At 68.3% G+C, this 14,478-nt stretch carries 14 protein-coding genes; 9 read left to right on the forward strand and 5 right to left on the reverse strand.

From position 1 onward, the window contains the following. Positions 1-5: 5 nt before the first annotated feature. Entirely contained in the window at positions 6-554 is a 549-nt protein-coding gene (locus J3U95_RS03325) for an FMN-binding negative transcriptional regulator (RefSeq protein WP_208277243.1), read from the reverse strand. A gap of 150 nt (positions 555-704) precedes the next feature. Between J3U95_RS03325 and pdxR the strand changes: the two genes are divergently transcribed. Continuing rightward, positions 705-2,207, forward strand: a complete 1,503-nt coding sequence (pdxR, locus tag J3U95_RS03330; RefSeq protein ID WP_208277244.1) for a MocR-like pyridoxine biosynthesis transcription factor PdxR — start codon at positions 705-707, stop codon at positions 2,205-2,207. A gap of 4 nt (positions 2,208-2,211) precedes the next feature. Here pdxR and J3U95_RS03335 read toward each other — a convergent pair whose 3' ends face one another. Further along, complete coding sequence (locus J3U95_RS03335; RefSeq protein WP_208277245.1) at positions 2,212-2,811, reverse strand: response regulator transcription factor; 600 nt, start codon at positions 2,809-2,811, stop codon at positions 2,212-2,214. Positions 2,812-2,821: 10 nt separating this feature from the next. Then, positions 2,822-4,951 carry a sensor histidine kinase gene (locus J3U95_RS03340; protein WP_208277246.1) on the reverse strand — a complete coding sequence of 710 codons (2,130 nt, stop codon included), beginning with the start codon at positions 4,949-4,951 and terminating at the stop codon, positions 2,822-2,824. Between the two features lie 154 nt (positions 4,952-5,105). On the opposite strand from J3U95_RS03340, the gene J3U95_RS03345 reads away from it, so the two are divergent. Beyond that, positions 5,106-6,446, forward strand: coding sequence for an MFS transporter (locus J3U95_RS03345; RefSeq protein ID WP_208277247.1), 1,341 nt, complete (start codon positions 5,106-5,108; stop codon positions 6,444-6,446). A 108-nt stretch (positions 6,447-6,554) separates the two neighbouring features. Here the strand turns inward: J3U95_RS03345 and J3U95_RS28715 are convergent, their stop codons facing one another. Then, positions 6,555-6,953: an antibiotic biosynthesis monooxygenase family protein gene (locus tag J3U95_RS28715; protein ID WP_208277248.1), complete on the reverse strand. Its 399-nt coding sequence runs from the start codon at positions 6,951-6,953 to the stop codon at positions 6,555-6,557. A 69-nt stretch (positions 6,954-7,022) separates the two neighbouring features. Here J3U95_RS28715 and soxR point away from each other — a divergent pair, with 69 nt between their 5' ends. From soxR to J3U95_RS03385, 7 genes are all read left to right on the forward strand, one after another. After that, the gene (gene soxR / locus J3U95_RS03355; RefSeq protein WP_208277249.1) at positions 7,023-7,523 is read left to right on the forward strand and encodes a redox-sensitive transcriptional activator SoxR; all 501 of its coding nucleotides are present in this window, start codon (positions 7,023-7,025) and stop codon (positions 7,521-7,523) included. A gap of 10 nt (positions 7,524-7,533) precedes the next feature. Then, entirely contained in the window at positions 7,534-7,797 is a 264-nt protein-coding gene (locus J3U95_RS03360; RefSeq protein ID WP_208277250.1) for an antitoxin Xre/MbcA/ParS toxin-binding domain-containing protein, read from the forward strand. Continuing rightward, positions 7,794-8,360: a DNA-3-methyladenine glycosylase I gene (locus J3U95_RS03365; RefSeq protein ID WP_208277251.1), complete on the forward strand. Its 567-nt coding sequence runs from the start codon at positions 7,794-7,796 to the stop codon at positions 8,358-8,360. Before J3U95_RS03360 ends, J3U95_RS03365 begins: the two co-directional genes overlap by 4 nt. Continuing rightward, the gene (mnmC1, locus tag J3U95_RS03370) at positions 8,323-10,032 is read left to right on the forward strand and encodes an FAD-dependent 5-carboxymethylaminomethyl-2-thiouridine(34) oxidoreductase MnmC1 (RefSeq protein WP_229519609.1); all 1,710 of its coding nucleotides are present in this window, start codon (positions 8,323-8,325) and stop codon (positions 10,030-10,032) included. The genes J3U95_RS03365 and mnmC1 overlap by 38 nt, the downstream gene beginning before the upstream one ends. Before the next feature lie 112 nt (positions 10,033-10,144). Then, positions 10,145-10,846 carry a sensor histidine kinase gene (locus J3U95_RS03375; RefSeq protein ID WP_208277252.1) on the forward strand — a complete coding sequence of 234 codons (702 nt, stop codon included), beginning with the start codon at positions 10,145-10,147 and terminating at the stop codon, positions 10,844-10,846. Next, complete coding sequence (locus J3U95_RS03380) at positions 10,843-12,636, forward strand: response regulator (RefSeq protein WP_229519610.1); 1,794 nt, start codon at positions 10,843-10,845, stop codon at positions 12,634-12,636. The genes J3U95_RS03375 and J3U95_RS03380 overlap by 4 nt, the downstream gene beginning before the upstream one ends. 98 nt (positions 12,637-12,734) lie before the next feature. Beyond that, complete coding sequence (locus tag J3U95_RS03385; RefSeq protein WP_208277253.1) at positions 12,735-13,292, forward strand: cupin domain-containing protein; 558 nt, start codon at positions 12,735-12,737, stop codon at positions 13,290-13,292. On the opposite strand, the gene J3U95_RS03390 is transcribed toward J3U95_RS03385, so the two are convergent. Next, positions 13,201-14,451 (reverse strand): EAL domain-containing protein, encoded by a 1,251-nt coding sequence (locus tag J3U95_RS03390; protein ID WP_208277254.1) that lies wholly within the window; start codon positions 14,449-14,451, stop codon positions 13,201-13,203. The genes J3U95_RS03385 and J3U95_RS03390 overlap by 92 nt on opposite strands. Positions 14,452-14,478 lie beyond the last annotated feature (27 nt).

Here is a 14,478-nt window from a genome sequence, read left to right on the forward strand (position 1 = left end):
GCGGCTTAAGCTAGCTGAGCCGTTGCCACCCGTGGCGGCGGCTCGCTTTTCCACTTCCCCTCGATGCGATCGATCGTGATCTCGATGCCCACGATGGCGGCCAGCAGCTTGTCCGTGTAGTCGGACGGCGCGTCGTCGACCGACCACGGATCCGGCAGCGCCGCTTCCTGATGGTCGGTCTGGCGCTCGACCAGCGCGCGCAGCCAGTCGCGATCGTCGATCGCGCGCAGGGTGCCGTGCACGTGCACGACGTTGTAGGTCCAGGTCGGGACCACGCGGCCGCCGCGTTCCACCTTCTCGATCCGGTCCGGTGTCGCATAGCCGGACGGTCCGCGAAACACCACCAGCACCCGCTGCCCGGCGCGCTGCCACACCGGATTGCCGCGCGCCACATGGGCGCGCAGAACACCTTCCTCGGCCAGCAGCTCGAACGGCAGGTGATCGGCATCCGGCATGCCGCCCTGCTGCGTGACCAGCATGCCGAGCGGATGGTCGGCGACCAGGGCGTGCATCGGGGCGGACTCGGATTGCGTGAAGCGGGTAGGGCAGTACATCTGGGCGTTCTCCAAAATGACGATCTCGGTGATGCGGAAATTGGCGACAGAGCGGCGCTCGTGTCCAGGACCTTTATCGTAGGTCGTGCTTTGGCTTGCTGAAATAGCCAATTCCATGGAAGATGGGCAGTCCAATTCTTCGCCCCCGCCATGCACGTCCACGACCTGATCGCCAGCACCTCGCTCGACCGCAGCAGCGCTGTGCCGCTGTTTCGCCAGTTGTACGCCCGCCTGAAAGAGGCGATCCTGCACGGCGCGCTGGCGCCGGGCGCGCGCCTGCCGGCCACGCGCGACTTGTGCCGGCAGCTCGGCGTGTCGCGCCAGACCGTGCTGGCGGCCTACGACCAGCTCACCAGCGAAGGCTATCTGCGCGGCGGCGTGGGGCAGGGCACCTTCGTCGACGAAGCCCTGCCGCTGGCGCGCCAGGCGCCGGCAGCGCCAGGACTGCTGCGCGCGCTGCCGGAACGCGGCGCGGCGCTGGCGGAAGCCATGGGGACGCGCCGTCTCTACGAGGGCCCGGTGCGCGCCTTCCGCCCCAGCATGCCGGGCCTGGACCTGTTCCCCTTCGACCTGTGGCGCAAGCTGGAAGCGCGCCACCTGCGCCATTCGCAGCGGGGCCCCTATCTTGGCTACGGTCCCGCCAACGGCTACGCCCCGCTGCGCGAGCTGCTGTGCGCCTACCTGCGCGCCTCGCGCGGTGTGGTCTGCACGCCGGAGCAGATCGTCATCACCTCGGGCTCGCAGCAGGCGCTGTACCTGCTGACGCAGCTGCTGCTGGCGCCGGGCGACGAAGTCTGGGTCGAGTCGCCCGGCTACCAGGGCGCCTGCGCGCCGATGCTGGTGGCCGGCGCGCGCATCCGCACCGTGCCGGTGACGAGCGAGGGCATGGACGTGGCCTATGCCGCGCGCCACTATCCCGATGCGCGCCTGGTGTTCGCGACGCCGTCGCACCAGCTGCCGCTGGGCGCGACCATGAGCCTGGCGCGCCGGCTGGAGCTGCTGCGCTGGGCCGCGGCCAAACGCGCCTGGGTGATCGAGGACGACTACGACAGCGAATACCGCTACACCGGCCCGCCGCTGGCCTCGATGCAGAGCCTGGATCGCGCCGGCTGCGTGGTCTACGTCGGCACCCTGTCGAAGGTGCTGTTCCCGGCGCTGCGCCTGGGCTATGTGGTAGCGCCGCCGGCGCTGGCCGAGCCGCTGGCGCGCGCCAAGGCGGTGGTCGACATGCACCACGCCATGCTGCCGCAGGCGGTGCTGGCCGACTTCATCGCCGAAGGCCACTTCATGCGCCATATCCGGCGCACGCGCGACGCCTATGCCGAACGGCGCGCGGTCCTGATGGCGGCGCTGGAAGACCGGCTCGGCGAACGCCTGGCCTGCGGGCCGGCGGACGTGGGACTCGACCTGTGCACGCATTTCAGGCCAGACCGCAAGGGGCGCATCCCGGATGAAGCGGGGGTTGCGCAGGCGGCCCTGGAAGCCGGCATCGAGCTGCGGCCGCTCGGCTATTACGCGAACGCCGCCGCCACGCCCGCATGCGCGGTGGCGCCCGGCCTGCTGCTCGGCTTTTCGGCGGTGAAGCCGGAGGCGATCCGGCAGGGCGTCGAGGCGCTGGCGCGGGTGATCGAAGCCCAGTGGCCGCGCAAATAAGCGGCTATCGGAGCCAGGGATAGGCCGCCAGCCACCTTCCGAGCTCGTTGTCGTTGGCGCAGCCCAGCTTGTGAAAGATATTGGCGCGGTGCGTCTCGACCGAGCGCGGGCCGCAGGGCGGCACCAGCACCCGCGCGATCTCCTTGTTGGGCTGCCCCAGGCCGACCAGGCGCGCAACTTCGCGCTCGCGCGGCGTCAGTTCTTCCCACAGCCGGCTCGCGTGGCCGCGCGCGCGGGCCTCCATGATGGCGTCGGGCAGCTTGTCCAGCAATTGCTGGGTGTCCGGCTTGGCCACCCAGTCCCAGGCGCCGCTGCGCACCGCCTCAAGGGCCATGGGGATGTCGCCGTGCCCGGAAAGGAACACCGTCACCAGCGGACTGTGTTCGGCCCGCAGGCGCTCGAACACGGCCAGGCCGCTCATGCCGCCCATGCGCAGGTCGAGGATCACGCAGCCCGGCTGGCTCGGGTCGACCGCCTCGAGGAAGGCTTCGCCGGAGTCGAAGGCCTGCACCGCCAGCCCCTGCGAGAACAGCAGGAGCAGCATCGAGCGGCGCAGGGCTTCGTCGTCGTCGACGACGTACAGGGTCAATGGTGAATCTTTCATGGTGCTGCTTTCATGGAACGATAGGCAGGATGAACGAGAAGGTGGCGCCGCCCTCGGCGTCGTTCGCCACCGTCATCGACCCGCCATGGGCTTCGACGATGGTGCGGCAGATGTTCAGGCCCAGGCCAAGGCCGTCGCGCTTGGTGGTGAAGAAGGGGGCGAAGATCTGGTCGAGCTGCTCGGGCGGGATCCCCGGGCCCTGGTCGCTGACCGCGATGCGCACGCCCTGCGCGACCCGGCAGGTAGCCAGCACGATGCGGCGGCGATGGCGCGGCTGGTCGTGCATGGCCTGCGCCGCGTTGTGGATCAGGTTGACCAGCACCTGCTCGAGCAGGACCTGGTCGCCGCGCACCTTCACGGCGGGGTCTTCCAGCATCACGCGCAGCAGCACTCCCTGGCCGTTCAGCTCGGGCCTGAGCAGCGCTTCGACATGATCGATCACGGCGCCGAGGACGAGGGTGGCGTAGTCGGCGCGCTGTGGGTTGATCATGGCGCGCACCCGCTTGACGATCTCGCTGGCGCGCCGCGATTGCTCGACGATGTCGTCGAGCGCGCCGGTCAGCATGGCGGCGTCGCCCCTGGCGGCGAGGGCGCGCGAGGCGATCGCGAAGTTGGACAAGGCCATGAGGGGTTGATTGAGCTCGTGGGCCAGGGTCGAGGCCATCTCGCCGGCGCTGGCCAGGCGCGCGCTGCGTTGCAGGCGCAGTTCCTGGTCGCGCTGGCGCGCCTCGGCCTGCTTCTGCGCGGTGATGTCCACGATCGAACTCATCCAGCCCCGGTGCACGCCGTCGGCGTCGATCAGGGGCGCGGTGTAGACCATGGTGAGCACGTCGTGTCCGTCCTTGTGGCGGATGCGCGATTCGAAGCCGTGCGGCGCGGCGCGGCCAAGCAGGGCGTCGTCGCTGTCTCGCTCGTGCTTTTCGAGGTCGTCCGGATGCCAGTACGGATATGGCGGCCGGCAGCCGAGCAATTCGCCCGGACTGTAGCCGACCATGGCGCAGAAGGCGGGGTTGACGTAGATGATCTTGCCCTCCGGGTCGCGCGCGCGCATGCCGACCAGCAGGGAGTCCTCCATCGCCTTGCGGAAGGCGTATTCCTGCTGGAGGTCGCGGGTGCGCTCTTCGACCCGGTGCTCGAGCTCGAGCCGGGCCGACTGCTGCTCGGCATAGCGCCGCTCGCGCAGGCGCCAGTACAGTACGCCGAGCAGCAGCAGCGCCACCGCCAGCGTGCCCAGCGCGAGCGCCAGGCGCCGCGCCTCGCGCACCTCGCGCATGTCTTCAAGGACCGTCAGGGTCCAGCCCAGGCCGGGCAAGGGCGTATCCAATGCCAGATAGTCGCGCGCCCTTCCTCCGGTGCTGGTCCTGAGGACGAAGCCCGGCACGTCGTCGCGCACCCGGATCGTCCAGGGCAGGACGTCGAAGCGGCGCCGCGCGCCGTACTGGCCGTGGTCCGCGATCCAGGCCGCGTCCAGCGCGGACACCGGCCCGACGCTCTTGAACAGCCACTCGGGCACGCCGCTCAGGAACACCACGCCGCGGCTGTCCCTGAGGACCACCGGGTTGGCGCCATGGCGCCATGTCTGTTCCAGCGGATCGAGGCTGATCTTGACGACCATTACACCCATCACGTCCTTGCCGTTGCGGACCGGCTCCGCGATGAACAGGCCGGCCTGGCCGGTGGTCAGTCCCAGGCCGTAGAACAGCCCGCGGCGGCCCTCCACCGCATCCTCGAAATAAGGGCGCTGGCGGTAGGATTCGCCGACGAAGCTCGATGGCAGGTTCCAGTTGCTGGAGGCGATGGTCAGGCCCGCGCGATCGATCAGGAACAGCGCGGTGGCGCCGGTCGTGGTCTGCAGGTCGGCGAAATAGGCATTCACGCGCGACCGCAGGGCGGCGTCGTGGGGCGCCTGCAGCAGGTGGTGCACGTCGGGGTGGCGCGCCGCCGCATGCGGTAAAAAGTCATGCTTTTCCACCAGGCCGCGCAGGCCCAGCACGTGCGCCGCCGTCGCCTGGTGCAGCGCTTCCATCTTGGCCTGCAGCTCGCGCTGCTCGGCGAACCAGCCGGCGGCGAAGATCAGGGCCAGCGCGCCGGCCAAGGCGAGCAGCTTGCGCCAGAGATGTCGTTTGAACAAGGATGACATCGAATAGTCCCTGGCCAAAATAGCCAACAATAGCAGCTGTACGGGCTTCGCGCGGCCTCCTCCGTATTTTTACGGAGAAGCCCGCGCCAATATTGCGGATGTGCCGCCTGCTGGCGGTGTCGACAATGGGGTATCCAGAAGAGGAGACACCTTCATGACAACAACCATCAGCAATCCGGTCGCCGGCGCACAGCCGCAGGCCGCCGAACCCATTTCCGGCTCGCGCCTGCGCGCCATCTTCGTCGGCTCGGCCGGCAACCTGGTCGAGTGGTTCGACTTCTACTGCTACGCGGCCTTCGCCCTGTACTTCGCCAATTCCTTCTTCCCGGCCCAGGACCCGACGGCCCAGATGATGTCGACCGCGGGCATCTTCGCCCTCGGCTTCTTCGTGCGCCCGATCGGCGGCATCCTGTTCGGCCACCTGGGCGACCGCCACGGCCGCAAGGTGGCCCTGATGGCGTCGGTGCTGCTGATGTGCGCCGGCTCGCTGCTGATCGCCTGCGCGCCGACCTATGCCACCGCCGGCATCCTGTCGCCCTGCATCCTGCTGCTGGCGCGCCTGCTGCAAGGCCTGAGCCTGGGCGGCGAATACGGCGCCAGCGCGACCTATCTGTCGGAGATGGCGGACTCGAAGCGGCGCGGCTTCTACGCCAGCTTCCAGTACGTGACCCTGATCGGCGGCCAGCTGCTGGCCCTGGTGCTGCTGCTGGTACTGCAGCATTTCCTGCTCACCGACGCCCAGCTGCGTGAATGGGGCTGGCGTATTCCCTTCGTCTGCGGTGCGGCGCTGGCCCTGATCGCGCTGATGATGCGTCACGATATGCCGGAAACCGACTCGTTCGAGAAGGCGCGCAAGAAGGCCAAGCCGATGGGGGGCCTGAAGCAGCTGGCCCAGCATCCGAAGGAAGTGCTGCTGGTGGTCGGCCTGACCATGGGCGGCACCCTGGCGTTCTACGTCTACACCGTCTACATGCAGAAATTCCTGCGCCTGTCGGTCGGCCTGACCGACTCGCAGACGACCGCCGTCTCGGCCGCCTCGCTGCTGTTCGCCATGTGCCTGCAGCCGCTGTACGGCGCGCTGTCGGACCGCATCGGCCGCCGCCCGCTGCTGGTGGGCTTCGCGCTGCTCGGCACGATCTTCACCGTGCCTCTGCTGACGGCCATCCGCCACGCCAGTGGGCCGTGGGAAGCGTTTGGCCTGATCGCCTGCGCCTGGATCATCGTTTCGGGCTACACCTCGATCAATGCGCTGGTGAAGGCGGAGATGTTCCCGGCCTCGATTCGCGCTACGGGCGTCGGCGTGCCGTATGCGTTTGCGGTGTCCATCTTCGGTGGCACGGCCGAGTACGTCGGGTTGTGGTTCAAGTCGGTGGATCTGGAATCGGGGTTTTACTGGTATGTCACTGGCGTGATCGCCTGCACCTTGATCGTGTGCTGGTTCATGCGCGATACGGCGGCGCATTCGAAGATCGATGCGGAGTTGCGCGGGCATTGAGCCGGGAAAGGCGCCAATCCTGGCACCAGGACTGCGGTCCTGGTGCGATTGAATACACAGCCTGAACTGGTCACTCGCGCCTGTGAATGCTATCGCCAGGCTGCTTCCTTATTCTAGAGCTGCCGATATCAAGAGGTCGGCAACGACATCACCCCGAAGTGGACCATCTACAAGCTCAGCGAATTCAAGCATCTGGTTTCGTAGCTCGACCATGCGTGGGGTAGGCTCGGCTTGTGAAGACCAGAAAAGCTCGGACGGCCATTGGGCATACGCAAAATAGTGGCCGTCGGTGCAGCGATGCAAACGCGACCCCAGACCGCCTCGCTCGTCGCGTATTAGTTCGGTGAATTCCAGCCAGGCGTGCTCGAAGTCTCGCTCATGGCCAGAAGCCACTTTCCATCTGAAGTAAATCGCGTGCATGACATCCTGTTGGCTTGTGGCCGAACCATTCCGGTCGCGAGTGGATGACGTCCTGTTCGTGAGTATGTCGTCTATCTGCCTGCTCATACTTTTTCCTTGCTTGTGATGGGAGCGAGAAAAAGTATAAAATCTCAACTTAACTTGAGGTCAAGCGCAATGACGACGATCGATCCCGACAAGAAGGCCCTCACGGTGGGCGAAGTGGCGCGCCGCAGCGGGGTGGCGGTCTCCACCATCCATTTCTATGAATCGAAAGGCCTGATCAAGGGCTGGCGCACCGACGGCAACCAGCGCCGTTATGCGCGCGAGGTGCTGCGCCACATCGCCATCATCAAGGTGGCGCAGCGCACCGGGATCCCGCTCGAGACGATCCGGGAAAACCTGGCCGGGCTGCCGGAAGGACGTCCGATCAGCGCCAAAGAGTGGCGGGTGCTCGGCGCGGGCTGGCGCGCGGAACTCGACGAGCGCATCGCGCGCCTGCAGCGGCTGCGTGACGAACTCGATACCTGCATCGGCTGCGGCTGCCTTTCCCTCGCCGATTGCCCGCTGCGCAACCCGGCCGACAAGCTTGGCGAGGACAGCGCCGGCGCGGTGTTCCTCGATCGCCCGGCCGAGGCGGGGTATGATGCGGTCTCCACCAGCAAGCCGACGCCATGACCGCGACCCCATGACCGATTCTGAACGCCTCTCCCCCGACTCCATCGCCGCGCTCCAGGCGCGCTTCGACGGCCATTCGCGCAAGGCGCAGGCCTATTACGCCGTCATGCATGAGGCGCGCAAGGTGCTCGGAAACGACGATGCCGCCGATGCCTGGATGAAGGCGCCCCAGCAGGCGCTGGACGGACGCACGCCGGCCGAGCTGGTGGCGGATGGCCATACCGACGACGTCCTGGCCTGCCTGCGTGGCGCAACACCGGGGGCGGCGCGATGACGGTCAAGCGCTGCTCCTGGGCCAATATGGCCAATCCGCGCTACATCGCCTACCACGACAACGAGTGGGGCGTGCCCTGCCACGACGAGAATACCTTGTTCGAGATGCTCAACCTCGAAGGCGCGCAGGCCGGCCTGTCGTGGGAAACCATCCTGAACAAGCGCGACACCTACCGCGCCGCCTTCGACGGCTGGGATGCGGAAAAGATCGCGGCCTACGATGACGACAAGAAGGCCGAGCTGCTGCTCAACCCCGGCATCGTGCGCAACCGCCTGAAGGTCGCCGCCGCGATCACCAACGCCCGGGCCTATCTCGCGCTGCGCGAGCAGGGCCTGACGCTCGACGAGTACCTGTGGGCTTTCGTCGACGGCAAGCCGATCGTCAACGACTGGCCCGATCACGCCCGCCCGGCGCGCACCGAGCTGTCCGACCGCATCTCCAAGGATCTCTCGAAACGCGGCTTCAAGTTCGTCGGCTCGACCATCGTCTACGCCTATATGCAGGGCATCGGCATGGTGGACGACCATGACCGCGAGTGCCACTGCCGCAGCAGGCGCCGCTGACATGCATGTGCAGCACCACTGGCGCGGCCGCGCGCGCTATACCGTCTTCGACTGCGACCATGGCGACGGCAGCCGCTTCGCCGCCCTGGTCGCGGCCTGGCGCGCCGACCCACAGCGGCCCGCGCACTTGCACGTGGTGGCGCTCACCGACAGCTTGCAGCCGGGCTTTCACCGCATCCCGCAGGACGACAACAACGTCACGCTCGACCTGCTGGCGGCGCCGCTCGAGACGGCGCTGGCCGAACTGAATGCGCACCCCGATTTCATCCGCCTGCACGGCGCGCAGGGCACGGCCTTCATCCGTCCGCTGGCGCGCCTGACTGCGCTCGGCGCGCGACTGGAAGCGCAGGGCCTCGATAGCGAACAGCGCGCCGCCCTGAGCGCCCAGGGATTCGCCTTCGATGGCGACAATGCGACCTTCTCGACCCGCAAGCCGCGCCTGCCGTCGACGCCCGAGCCACGCCGGCGCGCGCTGGTGCTGGGCGCCGGCGTGGCCGGCTGCGCCGCGGCCGCGCGCCTGTGCGCGCGCGGCTGGCAGGTCACGCTGATCGAACGTCATCCGCAGGTCGCGATGGAAGCGTCGGGCAACCTGGCCGGCATCTTCATGCCGCTGCTCTCGCGCGACGACAATATCCCGACCCGCCTGACGCGCGCCGCCTACCTGTACGCGCTGCGCCTGTGGGAACAGCTGGGTGGCGTCGGCCGCGCCTTCGACGGCGACGGGTGCGGCGTGCTGCAACTGGCGCGCGATGCCGGCCATGCGGCCGTCTCGCGCGCGATCGCCGGCGACGGCAAGCTGCCGCCCGACTTCGCGCGCTGGCTCGAACCCCTGGAGGCCGAAGCGTTGCTCGGCCTGCCCGCGCCGGATGGCGGCTGGCTGTTCCCGCAAGGCGGCTGGGCGCGGCCGGGCAGCGTGTGCGAGGCGCTGCTGGCGTCCTGCGGCGACCTCTTGACGCGGCGCTTCGGCGCAGGCGACGTGCGGCTGGAACGCGCTGGCGACGATTGGCAGGCGCGCGATGCCGATCGTGGTGTCGTCGGCCAGGCGCCGACCGTGGTGCTGGCCAGCGGCGCCGGCGCGCGCCAGATGGTGCAGACCCGTGAGCTGCCGCTGCAGGCGCTGCGCGGGCAGGTGACGCACCTGGCGCCGGAGCACGCTCCGCAACTGCCGCTGGTGCTGTGTCGCGAAGCCTACCTGACGCCGTCCGCCCACGGCGTCACCTGCGCCGGCGCCACCTATGACCTGGACGACGATCCGCATTTGCGCGCCGCCAGCCAGGAAGAGAACGTGGCGCGACTGCGCGGCCTGGTATCCGATCCCGGTGCCGCCGAGGGCGCGCCGCTGGCGGGCAGGGTGGGTTTCCGCTGCGTGGCGCCGGACCGCCTGCCCCTGGTCGGCCGCCTGCCCGATTTCGCCGCCGCCGGCGCCACCGAAAGATTGCGCGACGTGCCGCGTCATCCGGGCCTTTACGGCTTGCTGGGCTATGCCTCGCGCGGCCTGATCTGGGCGCCGCTGGCGGCCGAGCTGCTGGCCGCCCAGCTGGAAGGCGAGCCGCTGCCGCTCGAGATGGCCCTGGTCGATGCGCTCGATCCGGCCCGGTTCGTGCTGCGCGCACGGCGCAACAGCCGCTATAGCCCTGATGCTGCGCCAAACGCCGCGGATATCGGTCCTTGACCGTTGCGCCGCCGCAAACGTGCGCGCGGAATCGGCGTGTGCGGCCAAACTCTGGAATGCCTGCGAGTATAATTTACTGGTAGCAACTTTTTGGCCGAAAGGGCCTGTCCGGATGGAAGATTCACACCACTCGCCCGAGCTGTTCCTGTTCCTGGCGTCCACCGCGCACGACATGAAGAACTCGATCAGCGTCCTGTCCGGCACGCTCGAGCGCCTGCTCGACGGCGCCTCGCCCGAAACCGAGAAGGCGTATGCGCAGATGGCGCAGATGCTGTACCAGACGCGTCGCCTGAACGACAACCTGATGCAGCTGCTGGCGCTGTACAAGCAGGTCGGCAAGCCGGGCTACCCGTTCGACGTCCAGCCGATCGAAGTGGGCCAACTGGTCGAGCAGGTGGTGGCGCTCGAGCGCGTGCTGCTCGAGTCGCGCGGCGTGGCCCTGGAACTGGACGTCGATCCCGAACTGATCGCCCACGTCGACGCAGACCTGATCGTGGGCGTGGTCTCGCACGCCGTCAACAACGCGCTGCACTACACGCGCGACCGCATCCGCCTGTCGGCGCGCGAAGTCGACGGCGACCTCGAGATCCGGGTCGAAGACAACGGCGCCGGCTTTCCGCCCGCGCTGCTGGCGGCCGGCACGCCGGGCAGCGCCGACAGCGGCGTCAACTTTTTGACCAATAGCGCCGGCCTGGGCCTGTACTTCTCGGGCGAGGTGGCGCGCATGCACCGCCACCGCGAGCGGTCCGGCGCGGTGCGGCTCGAAAACGGCGGCCCGCTCGGCGGTGGCTGCTTCATCCTGACCCTGCCATGAACACGCCCGCCGCCCCTGCAAAGCCGGACGCCAAGCCGGATGCAAAAACGGACGCCAAGCCGGACGCCAAGCCGGCCGCGCAAGCCGTTTCCAAGCCCAAGGTGCTGGAAGAGATCGACTGGGCCAGCAAGCACTACCTGATCGTCGACGACTTCGTCGGCATCCGCCAGCTGCTGCGCGAGAGCCTGCGCAGCCTGGGGGCCAGGAATATCGACCAGGCGTCAAGCGGCGGCGAGGCCATGGGCCTGCTCAACAAGCTGCGCTACGACGTGGTGCTGTGCGATTACAACCTGGGGGAGGGCAAGAACGGCCAGCAGGTGCTGGAAGAAGCGCGCATGCGCCATCTCTTGATGCCGTCCTCGGTGTTCGTGATGGTCTCGGCCGAGAAGAGCGTCGAGTCGGTGATGGGCGCGGCCGAGCACCAGCCCGACGCCTATCTGGTAAAGCCGATCACCGAAGGCGTGCTGCTGACGCGCCTGAACCGCGTGTGGCGGCGCAAGCAGATTTTCCGCCTGATCGACCAGGCCTTCATCGAAAAGGATTACCTGCGCGCGGCGCGCCTGTGCGACGACCAGATCGCCGCCAGCCGGGTGCACGAGATCGAGCTGCTGCGCATGAAGGCGCGCATGCTGGAGCGAAGCGGCCAGCCGGCGCGCGCGCGCGAAGTGTACGAAAGAGTGCTGGCCCAGCGCGAATACCACTGGGCGCGCGCGGGCCTGGGCAAGATCCGCATGGCCGATGGCGACTTCGAGCAGGCGCGCCAGATGTTCCAGACCGTGATCGCCGAGAACCGCCACTACATCGACGCCTACGACCAGCTGGCGCGCGCCTACCAGGGCATGGGCCAGCACGAAGAGGCGGCCGCGGTGCTCGAGCGCGCGGCCAAGCTGTCGCCCAACTCGGTGCCGCGCCAGCGCCACCTGGGCCAGGCCGCGCTGCGCCTGGGGAACGTGCCGATGGCCGAGAAGGCCTTCCGCAAATGCCTGGTGATCGGCGAGTATTCGATCCGCAAGGCGCCGGACGACTACCTCGGCCTGGCGCGCGTGTGCGGCCTGAAGGGCAATACCAAGGACGCGCTGCAGCTGCTGTTGCTGGCCCAGCGCGAATTCGGCAGCGAGCACGAACACATGGTGCTGCGCGCGAAGATCACCGAAGGCCACGTCTACCACGAGAGCGGCGACTACCTGAACGCGCGCCGCGCCGGCGACGAGCTCGATGGGATGCTGCAGGCCGATCCCAAGCGGCCCGGCACCGCGATCTGCATCGAGATGGCGACCCTGCTGTTCGCGGTCGGCGTCAAGGGCACGCCCAACGAGGTGCTGGCCTATGTCATCCGCAATAACCACGACAACACGCTGCTGCAGGACGAAGTGCAGAAGATCTTCGACCGCGCACGCCTGCCCGACGAGGGCGCGCTCATCATCCGCACTGCGCGCAAGGAGGCGGTGGACCTGATGAACCAGGGCGTGGTGCTGTGGAAGACCGGCAAGCTGCCCGACGCCGTCAAGTGGATGCGCAAGGCACGCGAGCGGCTGCCGGACAACGTCCGGGTGCTGTTCAACGCCGTGCAGATCCTGATCTCGCACATGCAGCAGCGCGGCTACGATCCCGAGCTGGAAGAGGAGGCGCGCGAGGTGCTGGAGCATGTCGACCGGCTGCAGCCGGGCCAGCAGCGCTTCGCGCAGCTGATGGAGCAGCTGGGGGCACTGCAGCCGAAGCCGGAGCCGGAGTCCGCCCAGCCGGCGCCGCAGCAGGCTCCCGAGGACGAAGCCGAACCGTCCAAGGCCTGACATGCCGCGCGGCGCAATGGTGCGTTGACGGCGGAGGCGTTTCCGCAGGCGCCGATCGAGCCTAGAATGGCATGACCATTCCACGAGGTGAGATCACGATGAGCAAGGCCGCAGACCAGTTGCTGCTGTACCCGGACGGCTATCCGGTACACATCGACGTACCGCAGGAGCAGGTGGGCGGCGCGGGAACGGCGCTGCGCTTCTCCTTGCCGCTGCGCGCAGTGAACTTCCCTTTGTCGCATGCGCGTGAATCCAAGCTGGTGGTCGCGCTGGCGGGAGAATTGAGCTTGCGTGCCGGCGCCCGAGCGCATGCCGTCCTGCGGGCGGGCCAGGCGGTGCTGGTGCCGCCCGCTACCGCCCACCGCATCGCCCAGCATGGCGACCGGCCGGCAGTGGTCGGCGTGGCGCTCTGGCCCGGGGCGGTGGAAGAGGCTTTTCGCACGCTCGACCGGATGGTGGCGCAGCGTGGTTTCGAGCATGCCGCCGTCGCCGCGCTGTTTGCGCGCTACGGCGTGCAGTGGGATGCCGCCATCGCGCCGCATGCACATGCTTCGGCGCCCGAAGTCACGACCTTTCGTACAGCGGCGCGGGCATTGCCGCCGGCGCTAGCGGAGCGGTTGGCGGCCTGCTGGCGTGAATGGCTGCCGCCGGCGTGAACAGGCTCTCGAAGCCGGCGTCCTCGATATCTTCCAGCAGCCCGATCAGGATCAGCGACTGCTGTTTGAGCTCGCTCATCAGGGGCGTTATGTCGGCCTGGCTGGCGCCGGCCCGGATGCGCTCGACGATGCGGGCGCCGATCTCGTGCAGCCTGCGGTGCGGCGCATCGAGCGCGTGGTAGGTCGGCGTGCCCGCGAAATAGCGGCCCTCGTTCAGGTACCAGCGGCCGAGGGAGCACTTGGTGACGCACAGGGTCGGGTGGCCGGCCGACTGGCGCAGCGGCGCATCGGGCGGCAGGGAGGCGCGCCGGATCGCAAAGCTGGCCAGCTGGCGCCGCCACTGCACGTGGTCGACGATCGCCATGTGCACCAGGCCGACCGGCAGGCCGCGGCACTTGCCGGCGGCGGCGCAGAATGCCTTGAATCCTTCCAGGGGGAGGGCGCGGCTGATCAGGAAGCCCTGGGCCACGCCACAGCCGGCTTCCACCAGAAAATCGTGCTGCGCGACCGTTTCGACGCCTTCCGCGACCACCTCCAGGCCGAGTTCATGGCCGAGGCGGATCGAGGAGCGGACGATGGTCGCGTTCTTGGGAGAGTCGAGCATGCGCACCACGATGCCCTGGTCCAGCTTGATGGTCGTGAATGGCCACTGGCTCAGCGTATCGATGCTCGAGTAGCCGATGCCATAGTCGTCCATCGCCAGGCCGATCCCGGCCTCGGTCAGCGCCTGCACGTTGTACAGCACGCAGGGGGCGGCCTGCAGGGCTTGGGTCTCGGTGATCTCGAGTTCGAGCGCTGCCGGCGGCAGGCCGCCGCGCACGATGGCGTCGAGGATCATGGTGGTCAGCGTGCTGTTTTCGAGGTCGCAGGAGCAGACATTGAACGACACCTGGAATTGTTCCGCCAGGCCGCCGTCGACCAAGTCGTGTACCAATTGCGGCAGCAGCCGCCGGGTCAGGCTCTTGAGCAGGCCGGCGCGCTCGATGGCGCCGATGAAGGCCGATGCCGGCAGCAGCGTGCCGTCGGGGCGCTGCCAGCGCACCAGGGCCTCGGCGCCGACGATGCGGTTGCTGGTCAGCGAGACCTTGGGCTGGTAGTACAGGACGAACTCGCGCCGGCGCAGCGCGCCGGCGATCTCCTCTCGGCTGACGATCGACATGGCATTTCCCGTGGACGGTCCATACCG

This window comes from Massilia oculi, assembly GCF_017582745.1.
GTDB classification, from domain to species: domain Bacteria; phylum Pseudomonadota; class Gammaproteobacteria; order Burkholderiales; family Burkholderiaceae_D; genus Telluria; species Telluria oculi_A.

Coding starts and splice junctions, on each gene's coding strand:
- J3U95_RS03340 (WP_208277246.1), bottom strand. CDS start 4,951: ATGTCATCCTTGTTCAAACGACATCTCTGGCGCAAGCTGCTCGCCTTG.
- mnmC1 (WP_229519609.1), top strand. CDS start 8,323: ATGACCGCGAGTGCCACTGCCGCAGCAGGCGCCGCTGACATGCATGTG.
- soxR (WP_208277249.1), top strand. CDS start 7,023: ATGACGACGATCGATCCCGACAAGAAGGCCCTCACGGTGGGCGAAGTG.
- J3U95_RS03390 (WP_208277254.1), bottom strand. CDS start 14,451: ATGTCGATCGTCAGCCGAGAGGAGATCGCCGGCGCGCTGCGCCGGCGC.
- pdxR (WP_208277244.1), top strand. CDS start 705: ATGCACGTCCACGACCTGATCGCCAGCACCTCGCTCGACCGCAGCAGC.
- J3U95_RS03385 (WP_208277253.1), top strand. CDS start 12,735: ATGAGCAAGGCCGCAGACCAGTTGCTGCTGTACCCGGACGGCTATCCG.
- J3U95_RS28715 (WP_208277248.1), bottom strand. CDS start 6,953: ATGAGCAGGCAGATAGACGACATACTCACGAACAGGACGTCATCCACT.
- J3U95_RS03365 (WP_208277251.1), top strand. CDS start 7,794: ATGACGGTCAAGCGCTGCTCCTGGGCCAATATGGCCAATCCGCGCTAC.
- J3U95_RS03375 (WP_208277252.1), top strand. CDS start 10,145: ATGGAAGATTCACACCACTCGCCCGAGCTGTTCCTGTTCCTGGCGTCC.
- J3U95_RS03360 (WP_208277250.1), top strand. CDS start 7,534: ATGACCGATTCTGAACGCCTCTCCCCCGACTCCATCGCCGCGCTCCAG.
- J3U95_RS03380 (WP_229519610.1), top strand. CDS start 10,843: ATGAACACGCCCGCCGCCCCTGCAAAGCCGGACGCCAAGCCGGATGCA.
- J3U95_RS03345 (WP_208277247.1), top strand. CDS start 5,106: ATGACAACAACCATCAGCAATCCGGTCGCCGGCGCACAGCCGCAGGCC.
- J3U95_RS03335 (WP_208277245.1), bottom strand. CDS start 2,811: ATGAAAGATTCACCATTGACCCTGTACGTCGTCGACGACGACGAAGCC.
- J3U95_RS03325 (WP_208277243.1), bottom strand. CDS start 554: ATGTACTGCCCTACCCGCTTCACGCAATCCGAGTCCGCCCCGATGCAC.